20 protein-coding genes and 1 tRNA gene are annotated in these 24,958 nt (G+C 35.5%); 4 read left to right on the top strand and 17 right to left on the bottom strand.

Annotation, left to right across the window (positions count from 1 at the left end):
* Nucleotides 1-3: 3 nt before the first annotated feature.
* The 3 genes from QP953_RS08000 to QP953_RS07990 form a co-directional block, all read right to left on the bottom strand.
* Entirely contained in the window at nucleotides 4-1,497 is a 1,494-nt protein-coding gene (locus QP953_RS08000; RefSeq protein WP_309554574.1) for a hypothetical protein, read from the bottom strand.
* A 140-nt stretch (nucleotides 1,498-1,637) separates the two neighbouring features.
* The gene (locus QP953_RS07995; RefSeq protein WP_309554573.1) at nucleotides 1,638-1,904 is read right to left on the bottom strand and encodes a helix-turn-helix domain-containing protein; all 267 of its coding nucleotides are present in this window, start codon (nucleotides 1,902-1,904) and stop codon (nucleotides 1,638-1,640) included.
* Nucleotides 1,905-1,914: 10 nt separating this feature from the next.
* Nucleotides 1,915-2,184, bottom strand: a complete 270-nt coding sequence (locus tag QP953_RS07990) for a hypothetical protein (protein WP_309554571.1) — start codon at nucleotides 2,182-2,184, stop codon at nucleotides 1,915-1,917.
* 445 nt (nucleotides 2,185-2,629) lie between these two features.
* Between QP953_RS07990 and QP953_RS07985 the strand changes: the two genes are divergently transcribed.
* Both QP953_RS07985 and QP953_RS07980 read left to right on the top strand, forming a co-directional pair.
* The gene (locus tag QP953_RS07985; RefSeq protein ID WP_309554570.1) at nucleotides 2,630-3,043 is read left to right on the top strand and encodes a hypothetical protein; all 414 of its coding nucleotides are present in this window, start codon (nucleotides 2,630-2,632) and stop codon (nucleotides 3,041-3,043) included.
* Nucleotides 3,044-3,255: 212 nt separating this feature from the next.
* Entirely contained in the window at nucleotides 3,256-3,408 is a 153-nt protein-coding gene (locus tag QP953_RS07980; protein WP_309554568.1) for a hypothetical protein, read from the top strand.
* An 80-nt stretch (nucleotides 3,409-3,488) separates the two neighbouring features.
* On the opposite strand, the gene QP953_RS07975 is transcribed toward QP953_RS07980, so the two are convergent.
* From QP953_RS07975 to QP953_RS07940, 8 genes are all read right to left on the bottom strand, one after another.
* Nucleotides 3,489-3,929, bottom strand: coding sequence for a hypothetical protein (locus QP953_RS07975; RefSeq protein ID WP_309554567.1), 441 nt, complete (start codon nucleotides 3,927-3,929; stop codon nucleotides 3,489-3,491).
* Nucleotides 3,929-4,402, bottom strand: a complete 474-nt coding sequence (locus QP953_RS07970; RefSeq protein WP_309554565.1) for a helix-turn-helix transcriptional regulator — start codon at nucleotides 4,400-4,402, stop codon at nucleotides 3,929-3,931. The genes QP953_RS07975 and QP953_RS07970 overlap by 1 nt, the downstream gene beginning before the upstream one ends.
* A complete protein-coding gene (locus QP953_RS07965; RefSeq protein ID WP_309554564.1) occupies nucleotides 4,392-4,967 on the bottom strand; it encodes a hypothetical protein in 576 nt (191 codons plus the stop codon). The genes QP953_RS07970 and QP953_RS07965 overlap by 11 nt, the downstream gene beginning before the upstream one ends.
* Nucleotides 4,968-5,169: 202 nt before the next feature.
* Nucleotides 5,170-6,333, bottom strand: a complete 1,164-nt coding sequence (locus QP953_RS07960; RefSeq protein ID WP_309554563.1) for a tyrosine-type recombinase/integrase — start codon at nucleotides 6,331-6,333, stop codon at nucleotides 5,170-5,172.
* Nucleotides 6,334-6,523: 190 nt separating this feature from the next.
* Nucleotides 6,524-6,607 (bottom strand) — tRNA-Leu (locus QP953_RS07955).
* A gap of 270 nt (nucleotides 6,608-6,877) precedes the next feature.
* Nucleotides 6,878-9,196 (bottom strand): DNA topoisomerase 3, encoded by a 2,319-nt coding sequence (locus QP953_RS07950; protein WP_309554562.1) that lies wholly within the window; start codon nucleotides 9,194-9,196, stop codon nucleotides 6,878-6,880.
* 124 nt (nucleotides 9,197-9,320) lie between these two features.
* Nucleotides 9,321-10,598 (bottom strand): PIN-like domain-containing protein, encoded by a 1,278-nt coding sequence (locus tag QP953_RS07945; RefSeq protein WP_156039737.1) that lies wholly within the window; start codon nucleotides 10,596-10,598, stop codon nucleotides 9,321-9,323.
* 79 nt (nucleotides 10,599-10,677) lie between these two features.
* Complete coding sequence (locus tag QP953_RS07940) at nucleotides 10,678-12,867, bottom strand: PAS domain S-box protein (RefSeq protein WP_309554561.1); 2,190 nt, start codon at nucleotides 12,865-12,867, stop codon at nucleotides 10,678-10,680.
* A gap of 995 nt (nucleotides 12,868-13,862) precedes the next feature.
* On the opposite strand from QP953_RS07940, the gene QP953_RS07935 reads away from it, so the two are divergent.
* Nucleotides 13,863-14,444: a MarC family protein gene (locus QP953_RS07935; RefSeq protein ID WP_052595923.1), complete on the top strand. Its 582-nt coding sequence runs from the start codon at nucleotides 13,863-13,865 to the stop codon at nucleotides 14,442-14,444.
* A 74-nt stretch (nucleotides 14,445-14,518) separates the two neighbouring features.
* Here the strand turns inward: QP953_RS07935 and QP953_RS07930 are convergent, their stop codons facing one another.
* The 6 genes from QP953_RS07930 to QP953_RS07905 all read right to left on the bottom strand — a co-directional run bounded on the left by QP953_RS07930 (nucleotide 14,519) and on the right by QP953_RS07905 (nucleotide 23,100).
* Entirely contained in the window at nucleotides 14,519-16,120 is a 1,602-nt protein-coding gene (locus QP953_RS07930) for a hypothetical protein (protein ID WP_309554559.1), read from the bottom strand.
* Between the two features lie 237 nt (nucleotides 16,121-16,357).
* Nucleotides 16,358-17,266, bottom strand: a complete 909-nt coding sequence (locus QP953_RS07925) for an OmpA family protein (RefSeq protein WP_052595927.1) — start codon at nucleotides 17,264-17,266, stop codon at nucleotides 16,358-16,360.
* 477 nt (nucleotides 17,267-17,743) lie between these two features.
* Nucleotides 17,744-18,643, bottom strand: coding sequence for a flagellar motor protein MotB (locus QP953_RS07920; RefSeq protein ID WP_052595929.1), 900 nt, complete (start codon nucleotides 18,641-18,643; stop codon nucleotides 17,744-17,746).
* Between the two features lie 506 nt (nucleotides 18,644-19,149).
* Entirely contained in the window at nucleotides 19,150-19,653 is a 504-nt protein-coding gene (locus tag QP953_RS07915) for a metallophosphoesterase (RefSeq protein ID WP_052595931.1), read from the bottom strand.
* A 32-nt stretch (nucleotides 19,654-19,685) separates the two neighbouring features.
* On the bottom strand, nucleotides 19,686-22,511 hold the full coding sequence (gene ccsA / locus QP953_RS07910; protein WP_309554558.1) for a cytochrome c biogenesis protein CcsA: 2,826 nt from the start codon (nucleotides 22,509-22,511) through the stop codon (nucleotides 19,686-19,688).
* Between the two features lie 181 nt (nucleotides 22,512-22,692).
* The gene (locus QP953_RS07905; protein WP_052595934.1) at nucleotides 22,693-23,100 is read right to left on the bottom strand and encodes a cytochrome c maturation protein CcmE; all 408 of its coding nucleotides are present in this window, start codon (nucleotides 23,098-23,100) and stop codon (nucleotides 22,693-22,695) included.
* A 239-nt stretch (nucleotides 23,101-23,339) separates the two neighbouring features.
* Between QP953_RS07905 and QP953_RS07900 the strand changes: the two genes are divergently transcribed.
* A complete protein-coding gene (locus QP953_RS07900) occupies nucleotides 23,340-24,929 on the top strand; it encodes a T9SS type A sorting domain-containing protein (RefSeq protein WP_309554556.1) in 1,590 nt (529 codons plus the stop codon).
* Nucleotides 24,930-24,958: the final 29 nt, after the last annotated feature.

The raw sequence follows: 24,958 nt of genomic DNA, 5'->3' as shown, positions 1-24,958 counted from the left end.
GTCTTAAGAGATTTGATTGGAAAAAATTGGTTGTAAACGGTCTTTAAATTTTCGAATAAGTTTGTCTTTTTGAGCTTGGCTCACTTCAGGTGGTGCTTGAGCAATTAGACTTCTAATTTTTCTCCAGGCTTTTTCTGTGACATTCATTGCATATTGAGGCGTTGTTCCATCCTTTAGAGCCTGTAAGGTGGCGGTATGTGATTTGTGAATGTGTTCCATCACCATTTGATAATAAGATAAGCTTCTATTTTGAGCACCAAATTGGGTGTACAGCTTCATAAAATCGTCTTTGGAATAATCCAAGGCTTTGGTCCAATTCTCTGAAGTAAAATAGAACTGGGGGGCATAAAGCTTGTTCAAATAGCCTCTCTTTAGCCCATTTTCTCGCTGTTTCTGGATCGCTTCGGCCACTATTCGAACCGCTGACAGCTCTGTTGGGGGAAGTTTGGAGACAAACCACTCGTTTAATATCTTCCATTGACGTTTGGGGTTTTTGCCTTGTTTTTGATAATAATCGGAATCTTTAAAGGCTTCAATCTTTTGTTTTCTAAAGTGTTGTACAAAATCTCGAGTTAGTCTCAAGTGGGATCTCAAAAAGTCAATGGCTTGTATTTGTTGAAGCGCATTGAAGTTTTTGCCGCCCCAAAGTGCCACTCGAGCTTGTTCGAACAGTTGTTGAGCAAAAAATTCTTCTTTATCCGTGGTTTTGGTCGGAATAAATACTTTTGGCGCAAAATTAACAGGCAAATTAGTTGAAACAGTAGGCAAGTTCAATTTGCTTCCTTGCTCTGTACCCTCATTAGCCAAAGAATTCAGCTCTGCGACAGCAGAAGCCTTATTCACAATTGCAGCTGGTGTTTTATATTGTTTTAATGTATCCTTATTATCTAATATAGAATACATCTGCGGAAAAGATGGTACAGTATTAGTATTTATCGGGGTTCCAGGACTGTCCGATTGAGCCGCTTCTCCCGCCACTTCTGCCATCGTTTCGCCCCAAACCAAGATGTCTTTATTTACAACTAATTTGAAATAACCTCGCCCGTTAGGATCTTCATGCATCGGCTCTGGATAGTTCTTTCCTGTGTGCACAAAGTTCACCTTTTGTGTCAAAATTTGAGCTTCTAAGAGCTTTTTAATGCAATTTCGAACCGTGCGACCACTGATTTGTAAAATCGGTCGAGCCGCTTGTTTATTGACCATCGAAGCCAGGTATTCGTTGTTCGTAAAACAGAAAAACTCTTGGCTATATACTGCCCATCCAAATACATTGGGCTGTTCTTTTTTCATGTCCTCCATCGTACGAGGCAGAATAGAAAGAATGGCTTGTAAAACATCGTGAACACTGGCTACCATGCCACCTCGTTTGTGTGTGCGCAGCCATTTTCGTTGATAGATTTCCATCAAGTCGTAGGCTTTTTCTAAGGTTGCATTTCTGTCCAATAGATCATACATTGACCATTCATGAAATTTTGTTAATTGGGGTTCTCCAACCATTTGTGTGTTTGTTATAATGTATGGTTTAAAAATAGGGTGCCGCTCAGAGCCGCACCCAATCGGCATATAAGTCGCCGTAACTCGCAAGTCATACTTGCTTCCTTGAACTCATAGGAGCGATCAAGCTCCTACAAGTTATTTTATCCAACATACGCTGAATGTACTAGGTTATTTTTTTGGAATTCTCTTAATTCCTTTACCAAGAAGTACAATTTGTTTCCTTTCAGATACTTTCGACCATTGATTCTTTGATCTTCATTGTACTTCCGCATTGTCCTAGGTTCTACGCCCAAAAAAGTCGCTGCTTCCTTTGTTGTGACGTGTGTTTCCTGAAGAATTCTGTTTGCTTCTACGAACTTCTCCAGTAATGCTCTTAATCTTCTATTTTCGGCTTCTAGTTCCTCCATATATTCCCGTTTAGTTGACTAATTGATTATATTCTCGAACAGTTAGAATGTCATATCCTAACTCATATTCATGGACTAGCTTTACCAAATCATAATTCAGTATTTTAGCTAGTTTTTGAATCATATTTTTATCCATCAAATTTGGCTTTTGCAATCGAATTGTTGTCATGCGTTTGCTCAAACTGAGTTGGTCGTGTAAGGTGTTAAAATCAGCTGCTGACAAGGTATTCAACACGTATTGGTAAAATCTTTGTGTGTCGTTGTCTGTGTTTCTTGGCATTTGTTTGGTTTTGGGCAAAGCTTCGCCATGCCATGCTTTACATGGTATCGAAACTTTACAAATTAATAAATGGGATTTTTATACACTAGATAAAAATAGTTGGACGCCAGAAGTTACCTTCCAGTTGCATTTAAAATGTCCCCACAAATTAAAAACAATACTACCTTGAGTACGTCCAAAACCATTCATCCTAGTATGAACTTTAATTTTTAAATCTGTTTTTATGTTTTTTGTCTACATTTATCTACATTTATCTACATAAGAGTGCAGTGAAAGTATAATTTATTTGAACATTTTTAATATTTCTTACTTATTGTAAACATCCTTACAAAAACAATATTACGATATATTTCATTTAATTGCAAAAATATCATAAACAATTATGATATAATTTAAATTAATTTTACTGTGCATTTCTAATAAACCATACACACAACGACTTCAAATGTCTGTAAAAGAGCGCTTTAAAATATTATTAAAAGCTTTAAATACAAATCCTACTAAATTAGCAAAAGATGTAAATGTTAGTGCTCAAGCCTTTCATTCTATCATAACAAAGGATACTCAACCAAGTGGTAAAATATTAACCCCCCTCGTAGAAGTATATCCTTCTATTAATCTAAACTGGTTGTTAGCAGGTCAAGAACCAATGTTATTCCCTGAAAACTCAACAGCTATAGCCAATCAGGACTTATTACTATTAAAAAATACTGTAGAATCTTTAGAAAAATCTCTAGAACTAAGAGAAAAGAATGCAAAGCTCATGGAAAAATACTTAGAGGTCGTTGAGGAAAAGGTGAAGAACCTGGAGCAAGAATTAGCCGACACAAAAGCTAAATTAAAAAAACACAACAACTAAAAGTCACAGAACTCCGACTATAGCAGCGTTTCAGCAAAAATTAATATTACTTTTATTGCACTAAAAAAATGGTTAAATACAATAATTTGACCATCTGATTATTATAAATAACCAAAAAATAAATTCAATATTAACATTAAAAATATGAAACCTAAGCGATTATTTTAGTGTAGAATATAGGCAATCTTATTTTTTTAACTATCTAAAAATCCATGCCTATTAGAACAATTGATTCTGATTCCCCTCTGAAAAATGATCTCCAAAAGCTCAAAGAGCAAAGCCAACAACTCTCCAATTCTAAAGAAGAAAAGAAGCTCTTCAAGATTATTGCTTCGATCTTCCAGAAGTATCTCCCCGATACGTAATTGCTGTACTACCAAAGTAAGAAAGCGACAAAAAGAATTTTTCCTTTTGTCGCTCTTTGTTTTAGAATAGGGTTCCCATTTTAGTTTTTCAATTGAAAAACTTGATCTTCTTTAACCAGTTCATTAATATTAAGCATTGGTAATAAATATTTATTAAATGGCGTATGTTCTGTTTTGGTATAAAGAATTCCTCTTGCTGTTCCTACAGTTGTAGCAACAAGGTGAAGCAAAAAATTTCTTGGAAAAGAAATAGAACTCCCCTCTTTGTCTATAGATTGATTCCAAACATCTTCCTCTATTTCGAATTCACAACTCATATTAAGAATAATAAAAGGCGAATTATCAATCTCAAATTGAAATTTAATAGAAGTAATAATGAACCTAAGATTTTCATTGATTCCTAACATTATATTGGCTTTTAATTCCATTTTTTCATGCTCACTAACTGTTGGTTCAATCGTAGTTGCAAATTCTATGGTATTAATTTTTCTCAAGCCAAATTTCATTGTCTCAACTTTCATTAATTTACATATTTTTGAGTATCATTAGACCAAGTTGTTAAGCTTTCAATAGACATACTTTTAGAACTAGTACTTATATGTGTTGCGGGTGTAGGCTGCGATGAAGGAACTACGTAAATAGCCGTTACAACTTCTAATGCAGAGACTTCCTTTTTTTCTTTTCTCTCCAAAGGAATATTCATTAACTCAACACCTAAAGCTGTTTCAATCTTGGCAATTGTTTCAAAAGTAAAATTATTCTTTCCTTTGACCCAGTTATTCACTTGTTGAGGTTTCACTCCCATTCTTTTTGCCAGTTCTTTTTGGCTGATACCTTGTTTTCTAATTGTTTGTAAAATCTTCAATGCCACAGCCTGAGAGCGTTTCAACCATTTTTTATTCAAAGCTCTGAACTCAGATTCTTTGTGCCATTGACTTTCTTCTTTCGAAACTTTATTACCAAGTATTTCTAAAATTTTATCTTTATTTTTCATATGTTCTTATTTCTATAAATCCATAATCTTCTTTTTCATAAAGACCAATTGATTTCAAGTATTCAACTGTTAATTTTAATTTTCTTAATTCTTTCTGAAGATGCTCTCGATCATTCATTATTTTAGTCAACTTAATTGCTCCACCACTCACAACATATAAATTACTTGCTATTTCCACGGCATAAATTCTTAACCAACTTTTATAATCCACTCCATAAGCTTTCATTTCTAAATGCTCTATCGACGTATTATTTTTACTCAAAGGAGTAAAAACAATTTCTTGCAAAGATACTTCGGAATTTACTTTTCCATCCTCTGCAATTTTTTTAATAAAACGTTCAAATTCTTCTGCCTCATCGATTGTTTGAAACACCGCTTCAGCAACCGTAATATCTCCCCAAAAACCACTTTGCAAGTCTGCTTTATTTTCTTCAAAGAACTCTTCTAAATATTCTACATCATTCCATTTATTAAAAATTAATGAAAATTCATCTGACTTTTCTGACTCAAATTGAACAGCTAATAAGCTTTCTTCTATAATAGCGAAGATATGAATAACTTGCATAAAATCAATTTATAAGTTTATTTTTGTATTTTTTTAACAAAAATTCTAATCTAGAAATTCCAATAGATTATTTTATTAGCATTTTTAGCAGGTAGAATCTCTCTAATACATACATAAAATCATTCTACAAAACAAAAAATGAGCAAACTTCAAAAAAGAAGCTCACTCTATCATAAATCATTTACAGTTTGCCCCTCCTACTCTACCAACGAACATTATCCAAAGCATCATTCACAATTTTATTCGATAGATGCAAATAAACCATGGTTGTTTCAATCTCAGAATGCTGCAAAATCGACTTCAAAACATGAATAGGGATTTGCGCAGCCAAATGCGTGGCAAAAGTATGTCGAGCCACATGGCTCGTGATTGGTTTATCAATATTAGCCAACTTGGCCAAAGACTTTAATGCCCGATTAAAGTACTGGTTGCTGTAGCCATAAAAGACCAAACCATTCGGTGAAGCTTTATCTACTTCATATCTCTGAAGCAGCTGCTCAGGCTTTTTCTCATATAGACGATACAGGGGCAAAATTAACTGCTTATTCGTCTTTTTGGAGATAATATTAAGTGAGTAGCCTTCCCTATCCTTTTCGATGTTCTTAAAACGAATATTTTTAGTATCAGAGAAACGAAGCCCAGTATAACAAGAGAACAAAAACATATCTCGTACCATTCTTAAGAAATGATTCTCTTCCTCAAAAGTTAACGCCTCAATCCTTTTTACCTCTTCTTGAGTCAAGACAATACGCTCTGTCGGCTTTGTTTTGGGAGTAAATCGAATGTAAGGATTCTTATTTACATCCATTAGTTCCTTACTAATGGCTAAATTGATGTACTTCCGAACTTGTTTGTGATGGGTATAAACAGTATTGGTGTGCAAGTTTTTGCCAAATAGAAAACTGTCAAAATCGTGGATCAAATTAAAATTCAATTCTGAGAACTTGACATCTTCCCTAAATTGCGTCCAGTAGTTGAGTGCTGTTTTGTGTTTTTTCTTGGTTTCTTTGGTCAATTTGGTGTCGTGCTCCAACTCGTACTTCCAAAAAGCTGTGAACGATTGAACATCTTCGTAACGATAAAAATCGACAACTTGCTGTAAAGTCATGCTCCCATGCTTCTCGATCCACTTGTACGTGTAAGCTTCTAGTTCGTTGAGTTGGCGCCTTATTTCAGCATTGTATTGAAAAGTGTTTGGGTGGTCAATTACCTGGTTTAATTTTTTGCTCCACTGAAAGGGAGTAACGTAAATATTTGTTGAGAAATATTTGCATTTGCCTTTAGAGTAGGCTCTAATTTGAATTAATCCTGTTCCGTTTTTACGGAGTTTGTTTTTGTAGTTATAAACTACTGAAAATTGAATCATGAGTTTCCCTTTTTTTAGAAAGTTACATAAAAAACAATCTAAACGGGGAACAAACGGAGAACAAAAAGCCGTGTAGAAGAATGTAGAAGAAGCAAATACCCCAAAAGTAAAAAAGTAGTAAAAAGCGGTTCAAACAGCGATGAAACCTAACTTTTTACTACTTTCTGGTAGCAATGTAAAGCACCTTGAGTGCCCCGAGGGGGAATCGAACCCCCACTCCCTTGCGGGAACTGGATTTTGAATCCAGCGCGTCTACCAGTTCCGCCATCAGGGCTTTTTGGTGTTGTGCTCCTTCGTAGAAGCGATTGCAAATATACGGCACTTTTTTAATTCTGCAAACTTTTGAGCTTATTTTTCAATATTTTTTTAATTTTTTTTAATACCCCTTTCCAAGTAAACCATCATAACAACTGACTATCAAAGCCTTATTAAAAAAATATTTTTTATGTTTTTTTTATAAAAAGTTTAATCAGCAATAATACTTTGATAAAACAATTGATACAGCACAAGCAACTTATTTTAAGTTGTCCTTTCAAGTAATTGTTTACCCTTTTAATATTTCCAACACCAATTCCTTGGTCATCTTCCTACCTGCTGCCTGCTTTCGAATTTCCTCAAACTCGAAACGAAAGTCACAACCAGCTTTCCAGTCACTACAACCATAAGCTTTTTGTCCCTTTAAAACCGTTCCTTTTCCGCACTTTGGACATAGAATTGCATCAGATTGAGAAGTATTTTTGTTAGGTTTTGGAACAGCTGCTTCCAACTTCAAATTGAAATTATCATCAAAAACAAGCACCCCATCAACTTTCTCTGTATCCTTCTTAAAACCTTTCAATTTGACAGTTGAACCTTTTGAAACTAAGCGAACCAGTTGTTTTTCTGATAACTTCTTTTTTAAGAACTCAAAAGGAAGTCGAAAGGTACAACCCGCTTTCCAGTCACTACAACCATAACTCGTTTTTCCTTTCAGCAAAGTTCCCTTTTTGCATTTAGGACAAGTTTGTTCTAAAATGCCTACCGATTTAGTAGCTTTTTTAGTGGTAGATGTAGGCTTGGGTACGCTTACTTTGCTAGTTTTGGAAGGCGCCGATAAACGACGAACGTAGCGAGCAGCCTTCACTTCGGCTACCAATTGATGCACCATACGCTTCATGTCATAAATAAACTTCGCTGCATTATATTCACCATCCTCAATTTCTTTCAATTGCTTTTCCCATTGTCCTGTCAATTCTGCTGATTTAAGCAATTCATTTTGGATAATTTCAATCAATTGCAATCCAACTTCTGTAGGAACCAACAATTTTTTTTTGCGTTGAATGTATTTTCGCTTGAATAAGGTCTCTATAATTGCTGCCCTTGTCGAAGGACGACCAATCCCATTTGCCTTTAGTACTTCTCGAAGTTTATCATCGTCCACTTGCTTGCCTGCTGTTTCCATCGCACGCAACAGGCTTGCTTCCGTATACATTTTAGGGGGTTGTGTTTGCTTCTCAACAAAAGAAGGCACATGAGGTCCTGTCTCTCCTTTTACAAAAGTAGGCAAAGTTTTATCCTCATCCGATTTCTTTTTACTTCGTACAGCCTTTAAAACAACTCGCCACCCTTCTTCTAAGATTTCTTTTCCAGTAGCTTTAAACTTCACTTGTTCTACTTCTCCCAAAACAGTAGTATTGGCTACCAAACAATCTGGGTAGAATGCTGCAATAAAATGACGAGTAATAATATCATAAACTTGCTGTTCTCCCTGCCCCAAACCTTTTTGATAACCTGTTGGAATAATAGCATGATGATCGGTCACTTTATTGTCATTGAACACTTTTTTTGATTTACGAATTTTTTTCCCTAGCAATGGTTGAGTATAAGTGTTATAATGACTTAACTTCTGCAAAATACCTGCAACTTTAGGATAAACATCATTCGGCAGAAAAGTTGTATCAACCCTTGGGTAGGTCACCAACTTCTGTTCATAAAGTTTTTGTACAATTTTGAGTGTATGGTCAGCCGAAAATCCAAATTTATTATTACAATAAACCTGTAAGCTGGTTAAATCAAACAGTTTTGGGGGTAACTCTTTTCCATTTTTCTTGGTCACTTTGGTGACCTCAAAAGGTTTCCCTTCCACCTTTTTAAACAAAGCTTCTCCATCTTCTTTTTTAAAGAACTTTCCCTCTGTACAGCTAAATGTTGTTTCTCTATATAGCGTTTGCAATTCCCAGTAAGGCTCAGGCTTAAAATTTTGGATTTCTAAATGCCGTTTAACCAGCATAGCCAGTGTTGGTGTCTGTACTCGTCCAATCGACAAGACTTGTTTGTACCCACCATAACGCAGTGTAAACAAACGCGTCGCATTCATACCCAACAGCCAATCTCCTATTGCACGTGAACTGCCCGCATAATATAAATTATCATAATTGGATGCATCTTTTAGGTCTTTAAAGCCATCTCTAATTGCCTCTGGGGTTAAGGAAGAAATCCATAAACGGAGCACCTTGCCTTGGTATTGGGCTTCTTTGATAACCCAACGTTGAATCAACTCCCCTTCTTGTCCAGCATCACCACAATTAATTACCACAGAAGCTTTTTTAAATAAGTCTTTGATAATCTTAAATTGCTTTTGTACCCCTCCATTGTCCATTAATCGAGTTTCAAATCGTTCAGGCAACATTGGAAGGTTTTCCAAGTTCCACTGTTTCCATTTAGCATCATAATCATCTGGCGCATACAGCGTACAAAAATGCCCAAAGGTCCAAGTTACTGCATATCCATTTCCTTCATAATAGCCCTCTTTTTTATCTTTAGCACCTATAATAGCTGCGATCTCTCTAGCAACACTCGGTTTTTCAGCAATACAAACTTTCATTTATTAATTTTCTATTTATTAGTAGTTAGCTCGGCTTCTATGGTGTCCTTTCAACAAACTATTCTTAACAAAACTACCTACTTCTAATACTTCTTCAAGTGGTCAAAATTACAAAAAACTACTACTATTCATAAATCAAATCCAATGTCATTTCCAAAGCTTCCAATTGGTTATAAATCCGATACCTAGACAACTCTAAATCAATCAATAGATGATAATGTTCTAATAACTCTATTTTTAATTCCCAATAAGTTTCTAAACTATACTCCTCTGCCAAGTCCTCTATCAAGGTCTCCCAAAATGCTAAAGGTTCATCTACTTTTTTTCTATTAGGATACAACTCTTCCAATAATCCCTGCAATTGCGTTACTGTTAGCCAGTTGGTGTCGGTTGCCAACACATCTGCCTCTACATCCTCCCATATTTCGTTGGGTGTAACCAAATGTTCGCATGGCATTTCTAATACACTAGAAAAAATAGCCTCGGCATGCAATACGTAGAAGACATTGCCTGTATTGTGGTAAAAGTTCTCTAAGTAATGAATGTAAGCCCGCTTGTCCCAGTCTACCCAATCTCGTTTAGTAACATCATTGGTCAAGAATATAATTGGCAATTGAGGTTGGTTGATTGCCGTCCATTTTAGCATTTCATGATAAATACAATAATCACCATAAGGGGATTCAGGTTTTTGAATAAGATCTCCTATTCCTGGAAAGACTTTATTAGGATTTTGATATAAATAAGCATCCACTTTGTGCTCAAAATTCTTTTGATCAACTTGATCAATTACTTGCTTTAAAACGTCAAATTCAGCTTTCAGAAACTTAAACTCTTGTTTTTGTAGAGGCTCTAAATGGTTGAATTTTGGTAGCAAATTTTCTAAATCGTACCGACGTAATTGTTTTTTGCAACGTGCCGTACGTTCTTTGGAGAATACGTTCAGTAGATTCAATATATTACTACTATTTGCATAAGCCCTCTCCAAATCCTTCTTAAACTCAGGATAAGCTTCTAATACATCTTCATTCTCCTCCAAATAATCTCTTAATTGTTGTTCAACCTTTTGTTGATGCTTGCTCGGTTGATTTAAGTAGAGTTGTCGACTATAGTTTTGACGCACTTTTTTGAGGTGCTTTTTGTGTTCTCGCGCAACTTGGTTGGGGATGTAAATTTGTCCTTGATGGTCTTCTAAAAAGGCGTACAATGCCTTTCGAGCAGCTAGAGGCATTTGATAATAACCTAACAAGACGTTGGTATCCAAAAAAACTGCAAACTCCTTTTTTAATTGTTGTGCCTTCTCAAAATGTGTCCGATATAAGTCAATAGCTTTCTCTTGGACTATTTTATCTTCTTTGTTTAATTGAGTTCCATAACTAAACTCATTTCCAATCTTCTTCTCCATTTTATTTTTTAACATGCGCTCAAGAATCACAACTGGTTATTTTTGAGTAATAACGGCTTAGTTGGGCAAAGGAAAAGCATTAAACCTGAAAAACTTCCTGAAACAATAATTCGTAATGCGTTCCTTTTTCGGTTTTTAAATGTCGAATGGATCCTCTTAACTGAATGGCTAATCTTCTTACCAACATAAGCCCTAAAGATTTTGTTGTTTCTAAAATATCTTTACTAAAACAACCAATTCCATCATCACCAATTTCTAATCTAAAATTTGGATACTCTAAGCAGCTTAGTTTTACGCAAATACTTCCTTTTTGTTCGTTTGGAAAAGCATATTTTAAAGCATTTGTAACTAATTCATTCACTATCAAACCTAAAGGAATCGCAGTATCTACATTTAAAGAAATATTAGGTGTTTCCAGTTCGAGTCCAATAGGGCTTTCAGTTCCTTTCATTGCCAAAATTAACCCTTCTACCAATCGTTTCAAATAAGAACCATAATTAATCTTAGAAATATCATCGGATTGATACAACATTTCATGAACCATTCCCATAGCATTAATTCGGTATTGACTGTTCCTAAAAATCTCCTTGACAGCTTCATTCTCGATAAAACTTGACTGCAAACTCAACAAGCTAGTGATAACTTGCATATTATTTTTGACTCGATGGTGAATTTCTTTTAGCAACACCTCTTTTTCTAGTAAAGATTCTTTGAGTCTTTCAGCAGCATTTTTGCGTTTTGTAATGTCACTAATAAAACCAATAAAATATTGAGCCCCTTTTAAGGTCATTTCCGACAATGCCATTGTAATAGAAAATTCTTTTCCATTTTTATGAACAGCACAAACCTCCAAGGCTTGATTTAAAGTAATTCCACTGCCGTTTCTTTTATAACTATTCACAAATGCCTTATATTTCGAATAATTCCTTTCTGGACCAATCAATTTATACAGCAATTGCCCTATGGCTTCTTCTTTTGTCCATCCAAAGATATCAACTGCTTTGGGATTCCACTCTACGATGGTTCCATCTATTTTTAAAATAACAATAGCATCGGGTGCATATTTAAAGATGGTACGCACCTGTTCTTCCTTGTCCTTTAAAGCAGCACTAGCAACTTTATCTTTTGTAATATCAGCAACATAACCATACCACAATGTAGATCCATCTGGCATTTGAACAGGGGTAGAAGTTCCTCGCATCCATCGCACGCCTTTGCCTGGTATAATCAACCGATAATCTAAGTTCCAATTTTTCAACGTTTCGCGTGACCGAACCCCTTCTTCTCGAAACAATTCAATGTCTTCTTCGGGCATGTGTTCAAAATATTTCGTTCCATCTTCCATCAATTCTTGAGCAGTAATACCATGTGTTTTGTACACACTACTACTCACAAAAGGAAAACAATACGTGCCATCTGGAAATAGTTGAAACTGATAAATCACACCTGGAACCTGTTCGGCATGTCGCAAGAACATTTCACTTTGTTCTTTAGCAGCCAAGTAAGCTTGAATGCTTTTTTTATTAACTAATTGTTGTAATATAATTTGAGAATACCAAGTTCCCTCCCAATACATAGATACAATCCTAAAATCACATTTTAGGTAGGTTCCATCTTTTTTTAATACTCGAATATCTGGAATAATGACAACCGACTCAGAAGTTCGCTCTCCTTCTGTTAAATTTAACAACGTAATATCTTTGGGATGAATTAATGTTACCAAAGGTTCCTTTCCGATTAACTCATCTTCATCCCAATACCCTAACTGAAATAAAAAAGCAGAATTGACTTGCTTTATAGCTTTAAAATCGTGAATTAAAATTGCTTCTGGGCTGTTGTAAAACAACGCAGCGTATTCTATTTCTTTTCGCTCTAATTCTAGCTTAGTGGCTGCGTGTTGAGCAGCTAGGATCATTTGCCGTTCTACTAAGATGGGCAATAATTCTAATTCATCCGCAAGGATGCAATCACGGGCTCCTGCCTTTATCCACTCCAATTTAGCTTGCTTTGTAATTGCACCAACAACAAGACAAGGTATCCCTGTCAATTGCCTTTTTAAAACCTCCCCAATAACAGACGCATAACACTCAGACAATGGTAACTGAACGATTACAACATCAAACTTTTCATTCTCTACAGCATCCTTAAAAGTTGATACTGTCTTGGCGAAAGTTGAGATTACGTTGTATTCACTTTCCAGCAATGCCATCCCCTTTGCTGTAGTAGAATCCGCTTCCTTGACCCATAAAATTTTTAAAGGGAGTTTCATTCTTAATTATTTAGAATTGTCTAGTATCTTATTTTAGTCACTATTCGAGATAGTTAAGTAATTCACGAAATTAAACCATACAATAAAGTGAGCTACTTATTACCAATTATCATCTATTGATTGAGTTTTTTCCTGCTACACAATACCATTCAACGCTTCCATATATTCCTTAGAGTATGGAATTAAAGTGGGGGCTACTTTTTATCTTTTTGTTCATACGCTTGCCAAATTAGCTTGAACCAATAACACAAAGGTACTGTTCATAAACATAGCAGGCTATCGTAAAGTCATACCATAAACAATTAACAGGCTATTATTTTCAATACCATCCCCATTTTAAAACAACTTTTTAGAAAAAGGGTTATAGACCTTCTTCAATCGATTTATAAATACATACCTTTGTACTTTGACTATAAGTTTAAACTTCGTTGATTATTATTCGCTACGTTCATGAGAGCGCAAGCTGGGTTTGTTACTCCTTACTGTCGTGAGCTCGCTATGCTCGGTTCGCTGCTACTATGTGGTTTCAACGCAGTAATATAAGTTTATACACGCTAGTAATTAAAGTCAATGTGTAATAGTTCGCTAAAACCATATGCTTAGTACTAACGTTAAACCATATTAGAGATTGACCTTGCTCCTATTGAGATAACATTAATGCCTTACGAGTTTTTTATGTTTTTTGTAATAGAACAAGGAATAAGATAATTAGCAGACTACTCTATACATTGCGTTATTTAGAAGGAATATCTAGAATAAATAGTAAGTAATCTTGCCATAAATTTTAGTACTAACAAGACAAAAGCAAAGTAATAGCGAGCTATCAAGAAGCTTTTAAAGTAGTTCATCGCAAAATTTAGCTGTCAACAGATTATTATTTGTTTAAATCAGGCACTTAATACTAATTCTTAATGTTAAAGGTGATCTATCATCTTTTCGTTATACTATTCGTTAATAATACACTTTTTAAACCATTTTACAAAATAAAAAAAAGCATGGATTTCAGCTTAAACCAAATTGTATCTGTTTCCTTAATTCTGTTCTCAGTGATTGATATTTTTGGTTCTATTCCAATCATTATAGATCTTAAAAAAAAGGCTGGAGGGCATATTCAATCTGGAAAAGCAACAATTGTTGCAGGCATCTTGATGATTCTATTCTTATTTCTTGGTGAATCTATTCTTGGTTTATTCCACTTAGATGTTCAATCGTTTGCTGTAGCAGGTGCAATTGTCATCTTTTTACTAGGTTTAGAAATGGTTCTCGGCATTTCTATTTTCAAAGAAGACGAAACTTTAGCACGCTCTGCATCGGTCGTTCCTATTGCCTTTCCATTAATTGCGGGAGCTGGTACCATGACCACCATTTTGACATTAAAAGCCGCTTATGATACTTCTAATATCTTTGTTGGAATTATTTTAAACCTTATTTTAGTATTTATTGTCTTAAAACTTTCTAACTGGATTGAGCGAAAGATTGGTCGAGGTGGAGAGGCTATTCTGCGAAAAGTTTTTGGAATTATTTTGTTGGCAATCTCTGTTAAAATTTTTAGAGAGAACTTGTTTACAGGTATTTAATCCATGAACGCAAGTTGCTAATTGAATGCCCAATGCTCAACAAGTATTGGGCATTCAGTTTTTTTCTACCAACGTTACTCCCAAGTCCAATGACCAAATCGAATGTAAGCAGGTTCTTTCAAATTATATGCTGGTTTTTCTCCTAATAATAATAAATTGCCATCTTCTAATAACTTTGTTGCCTTGGGATAAATGGCAATCCCATCCTCTTTTAGCCCCAAGATCGATTTTTTTGATTCCAATGTTCCTGTCTTCAAATTTATCTTACAATGTACCAAATGGCAGTTTTTAGGCTTGTTATAATACCCCTTTTTTAATTGAAATTCATCAATAACATCCAAGTTTTCTTTCAACTCATTGTACAACAAGTGCAAGTACCCTCCCCGCTCACAAGCATAAAATGAGTATAGTTTTTCTGGAACATTGGTATATCCTTCTCCACCTGCTTTTTGGCGTTTTGGTAGTACTGTCGCCCATTCTACCTGATCACCAATGACTTTGGCTATCAACAAATTATTAAGCTCATGCAATTCTTGTCGTCCCTCTGATTTGTCCCAATAAGCATTTACATAATGTTGCTCTGCAACCAGAATTCGCCCCGCTTTACTTTGTTCAAAGACAGACTTTATTTTATAGTTTTTGAGGCTCAGATGCTTTCTCTTCTTTATTTTTCTAGGAATTTTTGCCTCCATTTCAAGAATTTCACTAGGATAATCAATCACAACAGGCTGTTCAGAGAAATTAGAATTTAAGTTTAAACTAAATAGACCTGCTTTTTTTCTTGGCAATTTATAAGTTCCTATACAAATAACTTTTCCTGTAGATGGATCGACAGATAATTTAGCCGATACCACAATAGCACTATCTTTAGGGGACAATACCTTTAACGTATCTATCGCGTTAGGACTTCCTTGCTTGCCCATATATACTACACTGTACACAAATCGAGTTCCAATCTTTTTTTCCTCCTTCTTGTCTTTTCCTTTGTATAATTTACACAACAAATAAGCATCACCTGCATCACTTACAACAGCATCCACAACATCATCGGTCGTAAATATTCCCGCCTTTTGCGGTAAAGATATTTCCTTCTTCCACACCTGTTTCATTTCTACGTCTACCAACAAAGCTCCAAGATTTGCAGTTGCTCTTTTCCTATGTGGTTGTTCTCCATAAAAGAGAATTTTTGATTGATCCAATGAGCGACAGGAACGAAATGGTTCTTTAGGATTGATCAGTTCCTCGTAACCTACTGAATCTATAAAATACGTGGCTTTGTTTAAATCCAATGTTCCTGTATCAATACCATTCAACCACAGATACTTCATTGGCTTATTTTCATCATTCACAACACCCCAGACATATGGTTTTTCTTTTATCGAAATTCCTTGCGGAGGGCTTCCTTTTGTACCATGATAAGAGAAATCAATGGTATTAGCACCTTCTTTTTTATTAAAATTCCAATCGTAAAAACTTACTTTTCTTTGGTAATAATAATTGGCATCCTTATACTGTTCTAGAACATAAAAACCATCTCTAGTAACCTGAATAATTTCATTTTTATTAAAAATAGAGCTCATTTCATAATTCGCACTCCATTTTATTTTTTGACAGCAAGCAGTTGCTACTGTTCCCACTATAATCATCCAAATAAGAGGGCACCTCTCCCAATTCATCCTGTTCAGTTTCATAAACCATTTATTATTTAAACCTTTTGATACATCAAACAATAGTTAACTGCGCTGCTACGAATCAAAACTACATCAATAATCACTTAATTAAGATACTCTCTTCCATAGTCTTGCTATTGTCACTTACAAACCATTATCCGCCCAATTTATTTATTCCCTAAATAAAAAAGTTGCTTGAATCATTCGCAAAGACTCAAGCAACCCTTTTATATAAAAATTATCTTATTTAGGCATACTACTCGGACTCAACAAATCATAAAATTGATCCAATTTAGGAAGAATTATAATTCTTGTACGTCTGTTGATTGCTTTGTTTTCAGGACTATCATTAGGAACTAAAGTATTGTGCTCCCCTCTACCTGCGGCAATCAAACGATCAGGATTGATGTTGTACTTCATTTGCAGTTCTCTTACTACAGAAGTAGAACGTTTAACACTCAAATCCCAATTATCTTCTATACATTCCTTGCTAATAGGATCGTTATCCGTATATCCTTCTACCATTACCTCAAAGTTAGGTTTAGACTCTACTATTTTAGCAATTTTGCCCAATACTTCCGATGCTTTGGGAGTCAGTTTGTAACTTCCTGAGTTGTATAACATCTTATCTGACAAATTAATAAAAACTACTGTTTTGTCAACTTTAACCTCAATATCTTGGTCTTCAATCCCTTCTCTCAAAACACTTTTTAAATTAACAGCCAATACCAAATTCATAGAATCTGCCTTGGTACGAGCAGCTTGTACATACTTGATGTACTTATCTTTTTTCTCCAATTGACTCAACGTCTCTTTCATATTTTCGTTAGCCGACTTTGACAAGACAGTCAAATCGCCAACGGTATTGTACTGCTGATCACGTTGTTTCTTCAAATCCTCAATTTGTCCTTTTAGATCTTCGATTTGTTCTTGGCGCAAATTCAACTCTTTGGCATCTACTTTTGCAGCCGTCAATTTTGCATTACAAGATTCTAAATCTTTCATCAACTTACTCATTTCCTTTGTCAAGCGATTCACATCTTTATTAGATGCTTCCAAGGTATTCTGTAAGCTGGTATATTTTTTCTTGCCTACACAGGAACTCAATCCTACAACGATAGCTAAAAATAAAACTAAATACTTAATGTTCATGTCTAAATTTGTTTAGTAATAAGGTAATATGAATACATTTCAACAGCCATTTTGTCTACTAAAACCACAGATAAAGGCAGTAAGTTCATACAATACTCCAAAGTCATAAAACTTATCGTCTTACCTATTTTATAAGTAAAATAGGTACTCTGTGCACAATACTTGATGGTATTACTACACTGATTCAAGGTGCTACGTGGTTTCCACAAAGTAATGATATAACAAAAAAGCTATCAAGGTTCTAGGTATGCTCTTTTGAGCCTACTATATAACAAATGTAGTTAGATTTCTACAGATAATGCTAAATTTAGAACGATCTTTCTATAACAGCAAAATGTTTTTAAATCCCTTATTACAACAAAAAAGGTCACTCAAAGTTTCTACAAAACTTCAAGTAACCTTCTCTTTTTTATGGCGTGACTTCTCATCAAGCCTATATACCCTCTAACAAGGAATAATCATGCTAAAAAAAACTTATTAGTTAGGCATTTCCTTTGGGTTCAATAATTCATAAAATTGGTCCAACTTAGGTAGAATTATAATTCTCGTACGTCTGTTGGTTGCTCTACCTTCTGATGTATCGTTCGAAACTAAAGCATTGTACTCTCCTCTACCTGCGGCAATCAAACGATTGGGATCTACATTATGTTCTTCTTGTAACGCTCTAACAACAGAAGTTGAACGTTTGACACTCAAATCCCAATTGTCTGTCACACACTTTCCATTCATTGGCACATTGTCCGTATACCCTTCAACCATTACTTCAAAATTAGGTTTTGCTTTAACAATTTTAGCAATTTTTCCTAATACCGTTGAAGCTCTATCCGTCAATTCATAACTTCCTGAGTTGTACAACATTTTATCTGATAAATTGACAAATACAACTGTTTTGTCAACCTGAACATCAATATCCTCATCTTCAATACCATCTTTCAATACACTTTTCAAGTTAACAGCCAATGCTAAATTTAAAGAGTCTGCTTTGGTCCTAGCAGCTTGTATATATTTGATGTATTCATCTTTTTCTTCTAATTGGCGCAATGTTTCTTTCATATTTTCATTAGCCGACTTTGACAAGACAGTCAAATCGCCAACAGTGCTATATTGTTGTTGTCTTTGTTTTTTCAAATCTGCAATTTGATTTCTCAAATCTTTAATTTGTTCTTGGCGCAACATTAACTCCTGAGCATCTGCCGATGCCATTGCTTTACACTCATCCAGATTTCTCATCATTTTGCTCAACTCTTTTGTTAAGCGATCTACATCTTTATTAGAAGCTTCTAAAGTAGTTTGTAAGCTTGTATATTTTTTCTTACCTACACAAGAAGTCAAACCGAACCCTAGTGCCAAAAAGACTATTAAATACTTAAAATTCATGTTTCCGTTTGTTTTAAAAGTGAAAAAAAATTAAAACCAATTAATACATGTAATTATTAATACCAGACAAAAAGACATACAGATTGACTGTAATCATTTGTCTAACAAAACAAATACTACGATTAAATTCCTACACACTCTACCCAAGCAATAGGATTAGATTTTAAATATGTATTTATTCTTTTTTCCCTTTTGTTGTGTATTGCACTTTGCACAAAGCCACATACACCAAAAATTTTTAGCTAAAATTTCTGACAATCCTCAAAGGTGGATTGCATCTTCATTTACAAAAGGTTAAGGTCTTATTAAGCTATAACCACCAAGTGGCAAAGACCTAATTTAGAATATTTGACGACAGGCGACAGTAATTTATATTAATTGTTAATTGGGTATTATTCTATTGCCTGCTCATCTATAACAACAGGAAAGAGGAGTTTTTGTTTATGAAAAATACTTTTTTTCTCAAAACTCCTATTACTTATTTTTCTATGTACAAATGAAAAAAATCACTTAATGGCACCACGCAAACCCAATTCTATGGCTTCTAGATTTTTGATTTGTTGGTTGATAATTGAAAAACGCAATAATGTTTTTACTCGGTGAAATCCATAAACGCCACAAGCACCAGGGTTCATGTGTAATGTTCCCAATTCTTTATCACGCATTACTTTCAAAATATGAGAGTGCCCACAAATAAACAGTGTAGGGCGATACCATTTTAGACGACCATGAATATATTTGGGATATTTGCCGGGATAGCCACCTATATGCGTCATCCAAACAGTTATACCTCCACACTCAAAATGCAATTCCTTAGGATAACGTGCCCTCAATTCATGCCCGTCAATATTCCCATAAACAGCTCTAAAAGGCTTGAAGGCTTCCAAACGATCAGCAGTTTCTACATTTCCAATATCACCTGCATGCCATATTTGGTCACAATCTTTGAAGAATTTAAATACATCTTCGTCAATGTGACTATGCGTATCAGACATTAAGCCTATTTTCATTCAATTCTATTTTTTCTAATCATACAAATCAACTAAGCCTCTTGCTTCAATTCTACCAAAGGCTCTATATCTGTAGCATTTGCTTGTCTTTTGGTTCCTTTCATCTTAATTCGTTGCAAACCACTGAACAATAGCCCAAACATCATCATAATGCAACCAACCCATACCAACTGTATGCCAGGGAAAATCAAGGCTTGCACAACAACATATTCTCGTTTTGGCGTCTTATCTTTTACTTGCAACAATACTTTGCCTTCTTCTGGCAATATATTGGTCAATTTAAATTCTAAACCTAAACGATCTAGTTTGGTTGGCAAGTTAAATTGCTGGCGTCCACGAATGTAATACAACGCTCTTGCTTCATGGACTTCTTTGGTATTAATATCATGAATGTCCAAAATAGCGGTGACAGGAATATCTCCTGCTTCGTATTTATAATCTGGATGGTCGTATGTTTCTGTATCGTTTGATCTGTAGATAACATAGTAGCGGTTGGTATAAAAAGTATCCCCCACTGCAATATATTTAGGTTGCCAAGAGGTGGTATCTGCTTTAGCCTCTGCTTCAGGATCTACAAATGCCCAATGTGGTACAGCTAATGTAAACACATCTTGGTGAATATAATGTTTGGTATTAGGATTAGCCGCTCGGAATTTCAAGCTTCGATTGGGCAAAGTATCGTGCAAGACATTCGGTGTCGTAATAAACCTATCCACAATATTTCCATCTACATCCTTTTTCAAGAAATTGAGTTCAAAATATTGCGCATTTCCTTCTGTCCAATTTTTAGTATAACTAACCGAAAAGCCATTGGTCAACTGCACTGTTTGTCCATAAGGAACCAAAATATTTTTATTCGTTTGTTTGTTCAAATCCCCTAGCAAGCCGTCCAGCTCTTGAGAAGCAAAAGGATCAGCAAGTGCATGTTTTAAAGCCCCTGAAAAGACAACTCCTACTAACATTAATCCAAAACCTACATGAGATAAAGCAGATCCCGCCAGTTTCATGTTGCCTTTCAACACCCCCAACAAATAACTAGTGTTGGTTATCACAGCAAAAATACCACAACCAACCAATAACCAATATTGCCATGCTACAATGCCACTTGCCCACATAATTGGAACCGTTAACGCAATACTACCGAGTGTAGCACCTAATATATATAAGCTAAATCGCTCTCCATACTGTCCTGTCATCGTTTCTTTTCGGTAAGCCAAAAATTGAACGACACCAGAAAGTAATGCCACCAATATTCCTATCCACAATTGGAAATTATTATGATGCGCGACCACATCTTCTGGAGGAGCAATATTTCCACCGTCTAATGTTACAAAGAAGTTATAAAAACTATCTAAAACAACAACACCTTCCACCGAACTCAACAAGCTTACTCCCCAATCTACTAGAGTATCAAAAGGTTCAATGACAACAAGAGCATTGATAACAGGAATTGACGTTGTTACCGTAATCAATCCCGAAGAAAATAGCAAGACCAAAGCGCCAACAAACATCCAAAATTCACGAGAATAAGCACTTTCTTCCTTTTTAGGGGCAGGAATTTCTTTTCGACGATAAGCATAAAATCCTGTTCCAAAAAATGCCAGAGCCCCCATAAAAATAATCATTTGCCACTCTAAGCCCATTTCGGTAAAGGCATGAACCGATGTTTCGCCTAAAATTCCACTACGAGTTAGGAACGTAGAATAAACAATTAGAAAGAATGTGCTTAGATAGAAAAAGTATGTGCTCTTTGTCGAATAGCCTGTTGCTCTAGCAACTAAGGTGGTATGAATACCTGCTACTAAAGTAATCCAAGGCACCAAAGAGGCATTTTCTACAGGATCCCAAGCCCAATAACCGCCAAAACTCAACGCTTCGTACGCCCAAACACCTCCCATAAAAATTCCTGTTCCTAAAACCGCTCCACTAAACAAAGCCCACTTCAAAGCGGGCGCCATCCAACTTTTATGATCTCCTTTCCATAAGCCTGCAATTGCATAAGCACAAGGCACAATAGTAGTGGCAAAGCCCAAAAACAAGGTAGGCGGATGTATGGTCATCCAATAGTTTTGTAACAATGGATTCAAACCAGTTCCTTCTATAGATTCTAGATAATTAGCTGTATTAAAAATTGGAGCAAAATGAACATCTCTCAACAACATAAATGGGCTTCCTCCTATACGAATCTCGCCCAAATGATAACAGCCCATTAAAACTAAACTCAACAAAACCAATGTTGGTAATAATGCTGCTATCTTAAAAACACCTTGCAAATGCTTGGGACCTCTAAATATCAAAACACTAAATAGGGTTGTTAATACAAGCCATACAAAACCGCTGCGACCGTATAAGTTGCCCAAAAACGCATAGCTTGTACTTTCTGGATCTCCGCCATAGAAATAGAGTCCTAAAATAAAAAATACAAAGAAAATTTGTGCAAACGACAAGACAGCCATAACAGGTTGTTCCCATTCTTTGGCTGTTTTTATTAATACAAATCCCAATATAGAGTGCCAAAACAACCACAACAAAAAACTTCCTTCTTGTCCTTCCCAAAAAGCAGCAAACGTATATCGAAACGGCAATGTATCGGAGACATGACTCCACACATAATCGTATTCATAATACTTGTTAATCATCATAAAAAAGATGAGAACAATCACGCTAATAATAGAAATACCATGTGTTATAAATGCTGCACGACCAATTGTTTTCCAGCTCTTTTTCTGGTTTTCATTTTGCTCATTGGTTCCCAAAGCATAACTAATTGTAGCCAATACAGCAGTGGCAAAAGCCAAAAAAATCAAAAACTGCCCTAATTGCCCTACCCAGAGGTGCTCCCCTATATACTCTATCATTCTAGTTTATTTATTATATTGTTGTTTGTAGCAATTTACTGATTGCTACCCTATTCTACTATAACCATTTGCTCTTTCATTATTTCGAAAATGGCCGTCAAAAAATTCCCCCAACACAGCTAGACTGTAATTGACATCTTATGCACAACGCCCAATTACAGGACTACAAGACGCTACTGAATTAAGCATCTCCGTAGATAATATTTTCGTTCTGGAGCTTTTCATCTTGATACTTGGACGGACACTTTAGCAAGATATCATGAGCGACAAATAAATCGCCTTTCATCTGTCCTTTTAGAACAATTTGTTCAGAGCGTTCAAATTCTGCTGGTTTTTCTTTTTGGCAAAGTACCTTCATTTCTTTACCTTTCTCATCTTTCATAAAAAAAGTAAACGAATTAGCGTCTGCTTCGGGGTTGTATACAACTTCTTTATCTATTGATAAATGTCCAACAACCTGGTGTACTGCATTCGGATTTTCTAGTGCAGTAGCAAAATCAGTATAAGTACTTGCGTCTCCTGCAATCGCAATTAATGAAGCGATTGCAATTGCGATTGCAATTAATCCTATAATATGCGTTTTTTTCATGATTTTTGTACAGATTATATTTTTGAATTAGAATATCTTTCATTTATAAATTGCTATATCATGCTTGCTTTTAGTACAAGCAAACAAGCGTAGCGAACTAAAAAGAAAAAAGAACAACTTACTCTGTAATTTTGTTTTAAAAAAAACGAAAGAGGTCTTCTTTTCTTTTTTAATTTTTCACAAAAATACGAATTTTTAAGCAGACCTTCTTTATCTCATCCTTAAACCTTTTATTTAGATTGATTTTTAATAAGGAAATAACATTTTTTTGTATTCTGCTAACACTTGGCAACTACAAGACCTTTGCCCAAGCTGCCTTTCCCATAGGAGGATCAGGGGGTGATGAGGTAATTGATGTAGCCACATATCATCATCACGTCATCCTTGGTGGCACCTTCCAACAAGATTTAAACAACACTTGGAGTAGAGGTGGCAGTGATATTTTTTTACAACAATATGACTTGCAAGGACAGTTAATTTGGGAATATGCTTTAGGTAGCTCTAACAATGACCACCTAAAAGCTATTGACTGCTCCCCTACAGGATCTATTTTTAGTACGGGCACCTTCAGCGATAGTCTTTTTTTAGGTAGACAAGATACGTTTATATACAGCAATCGTCCTGCTGTCTTTATAACCCAACATCAAATTTCTGGTCAATTGAATTGGGTCAAAACGCTTCAAGGACAAAGTTTAGTCATAACAGAAGATATTATTAGCGATGTACAAGACAATAGTTATGTAACAGGAGCTTTTCAGGATAGTTTTTGGGTCGATAGTACCCACTTATTAGTTGGAAATGCCAAAAACACTCCTTTTGTCATCAAATTAGATCCAACAGGGAATGTTCTCTGGGCAAAAACCCCTGAGACTGCTGATGAAGGTAGTGGTATCGCCTTGGCACTAAGCCCTCGAAACGAATTGTATTGGGCGGGTCAATTTAAAGGTTTTTTTGCTTGTTCTACGGATAGCATTAGAGCGCATTGGATTTACAATGACTTATTTTTAGTCCAGCTAGATAGTAATGGAACAACGTTAATGCAGCAACATTATGGAGGGGCTTATAACAATACTTGTACAAGCCTCAAATGGGCTAACCAACATTTGTATCTAGGTGGAAGCTTTATGGGAGTCTTGGACATTGGATCGGTTCGACTGGTGACTGCTTTTAGGCATTTTGATGCTTTTGTTGTCCAACTTAACGCAGATGGCAGCCCCAATTGGGCTGTACAAAGCAACACCGACTCAGATTGTTTTTTGGAGGACATTACTCTTTATCAAGACAAGGTACTACTTTGCGGGCATTACTTAGATTCGCTCCATTGGCAACAAAAACAGCATCTAGCAATTGAAGGGAGTGAAACCTTTCAAATTATGATGGATACCTTGGGACAAACCTTGTCTTCTAGTTCTTGGACAGGAAGTGGTTTTGATTTAATCAAAGCACAAGCAATACATCCTAGTGGGCAATTAATTTCTGTCGGTGGTTTTCAAGCGTCAATGTCAATAGACAGTTTATCCATTCAGGCAAGTGGATTTTCATCTGGTTTCTTAGTCATTGCTCCTCTGCCAGCTTTAGTAAATACGGTAGTATCTCCAACTTTTCAACTGGTTGACATAACAATTACTCCCAACCCAGCCAAAGATTCAGCTTTGTTAACCTGTGATAATGGTGACATTAGGCTTTGGAACCTGTACAACCTAAATGGTCAAATTATACTATCAGGTAATACCCCCCACATCCCTTTAAGTAAGGTAACTGCTGGCACCTATAGTCTTCAAGTCGTTACAAGTGGTGGCATTGGCATTGAAAAAATAGTTGTTTATTGATTTTTGTACTCTAAATCATATCTATTTCC

This window comes from Aureispira sp. CCB-E, assembly GCF_031326345.1.
GTDB lineage: Bacteria > Bacteroidota > Bacteroidia > Chitinophagales > Saprospiraceae > Aureispira.
Note: the sequence above shows the minus strand (reverse complement) of the source record. Positions and strands in the feature narration are given on the sequence as shown.

Bases quoted from the DNA above. Each gene is read 5' to 3' on its own strand.
- QP953_RS08000 (WP_309554574.1), bottom strand. From the start codon at position 1,497: ATGGTTGGAGAACCCCAATTAACAAAATTTCATGAATGGTCAATGTAT.
- QP953_RS07995 (WP_309554573.1), bottom strand. From the start codon at position 1,904: ATGGAGGAACTAGAAGCCGAAAATAGAAGATTAAGAGCATTACTGGAG.
- QP953_RS07990 (WP_309554571.1), bottom strand. From the start codon at position 2,184: ATGCCAAGAAACACAGACAACGACACACAAAGATTTTACCAATACGTG.
- QP953_RS07985 (WP_309554570.1), top strand. From the start codon at position 2,630: ATGTCTGTAAAAGAGCGCTTTAAAATATTATTAAAAGCTTTAAATACA.
- QP953_RS07980 (WP_309554568.1), top strand. From the start codon at position 3,256: ATGCCTATTAGAACAATTGATTCTGATTCCCCTCTGAAAAATGATCTC.
- QP953_RS07975 (WP_309554567.1), bottom strand. From the start codon at position 3,929: ATGAAAGTTGAGACAATGAAATTTGGCTTGAGAAAAATTAATACCATA.
- QP953_RS07970 (WP_309554565.1), bottom strand. From the start codon at position 4,402: ATGAAAAATAAAGATAAAATTTTAGAAATACTTGGTAATAAAGTTTCG.
- QP953_RS07965 (WP_309554564.1), bottom strand. From the start codon at position 4,967: ATGCAAGTTATTCATATCTTCGCTATTATAGAAGAAAGCTTATTAGCT.
- QP953_RS07960 (WP_309554563.1), bottom strand. From the start codon at position 6,333: ATGATTCAATTTTCAGTAGTTTATAACTACAAAAACAAACTCCGTAAA.
- QP953_RS07950 (WP_309554562.1), bottom strand. From the start codon at position 9,196: ATGAAAGTTTGTATTGCTGAAAAACCGAGTGTTGCTAGAGAGATCGCA.
- QP953_RS07945 (WP_156039737.1), bottom strand. From the start codon at position 10,598: ATGGAGAAGAAGATTGGAAATGAGTTTAGTTATGGAACTCAATTAAAC.
- QP953_RS07940 (WP_309554561.1), bottom strand. From the start codon at position 12,867: ATGAAACTCCCTTTAAAAATTTTATGGGTCAAGGAAGCGGATTCTACT.
- QP953_RS07935 (WP_052595923.1), top strand. From the start codon at position 13,863: ATGGATTTCAGCTTAAACCAAATTGTATCTGTTTCCTTAATTCTGTTC.
- QP953_RS07930 (WP_309554559.1), bottom strand. From the start codon at position 16,120: ATGAATTGGGAGAGGTGCCCTCTTATTTGGATGATTATAGTGGGAACA.
- QP953_RS07925 (WP_052595927.1), bottom strand. From the start codon at position 17,266: ATGAACATTAAGTATTTAGTTTTATTTTTAGCTATCGTTGTAGGATTG.
- QP953_RS07920 (WP_052595929.1), bottom strand. From the start codon at position 18,643: ATGAATTTTAAGTATTTAATAGTCTTTTTGGCACTAGGGTTCGGTTTG.
- QP953_RS07915 (WP_052595931.1), bottom strand. From the start codon at position 19,653: ATGAAAATAGGCTTAATGTCTGATACGCATAGTCACATTGACGAAGAT.
- ccsA (WP_309554558.1), bottom strand. From the start codon at position 22,511: ATGATAGAGTATATAGGGGAGCACCTCTGGGTAGGGCAATTAGGGCAG.
- QP953_RS07905 (WP_052595934.1), bottom strand. From the start codon at position 23,100: ATGAAAAAAACGCATATTATAGGATTAATTGCAATCGCAATTGCAATC.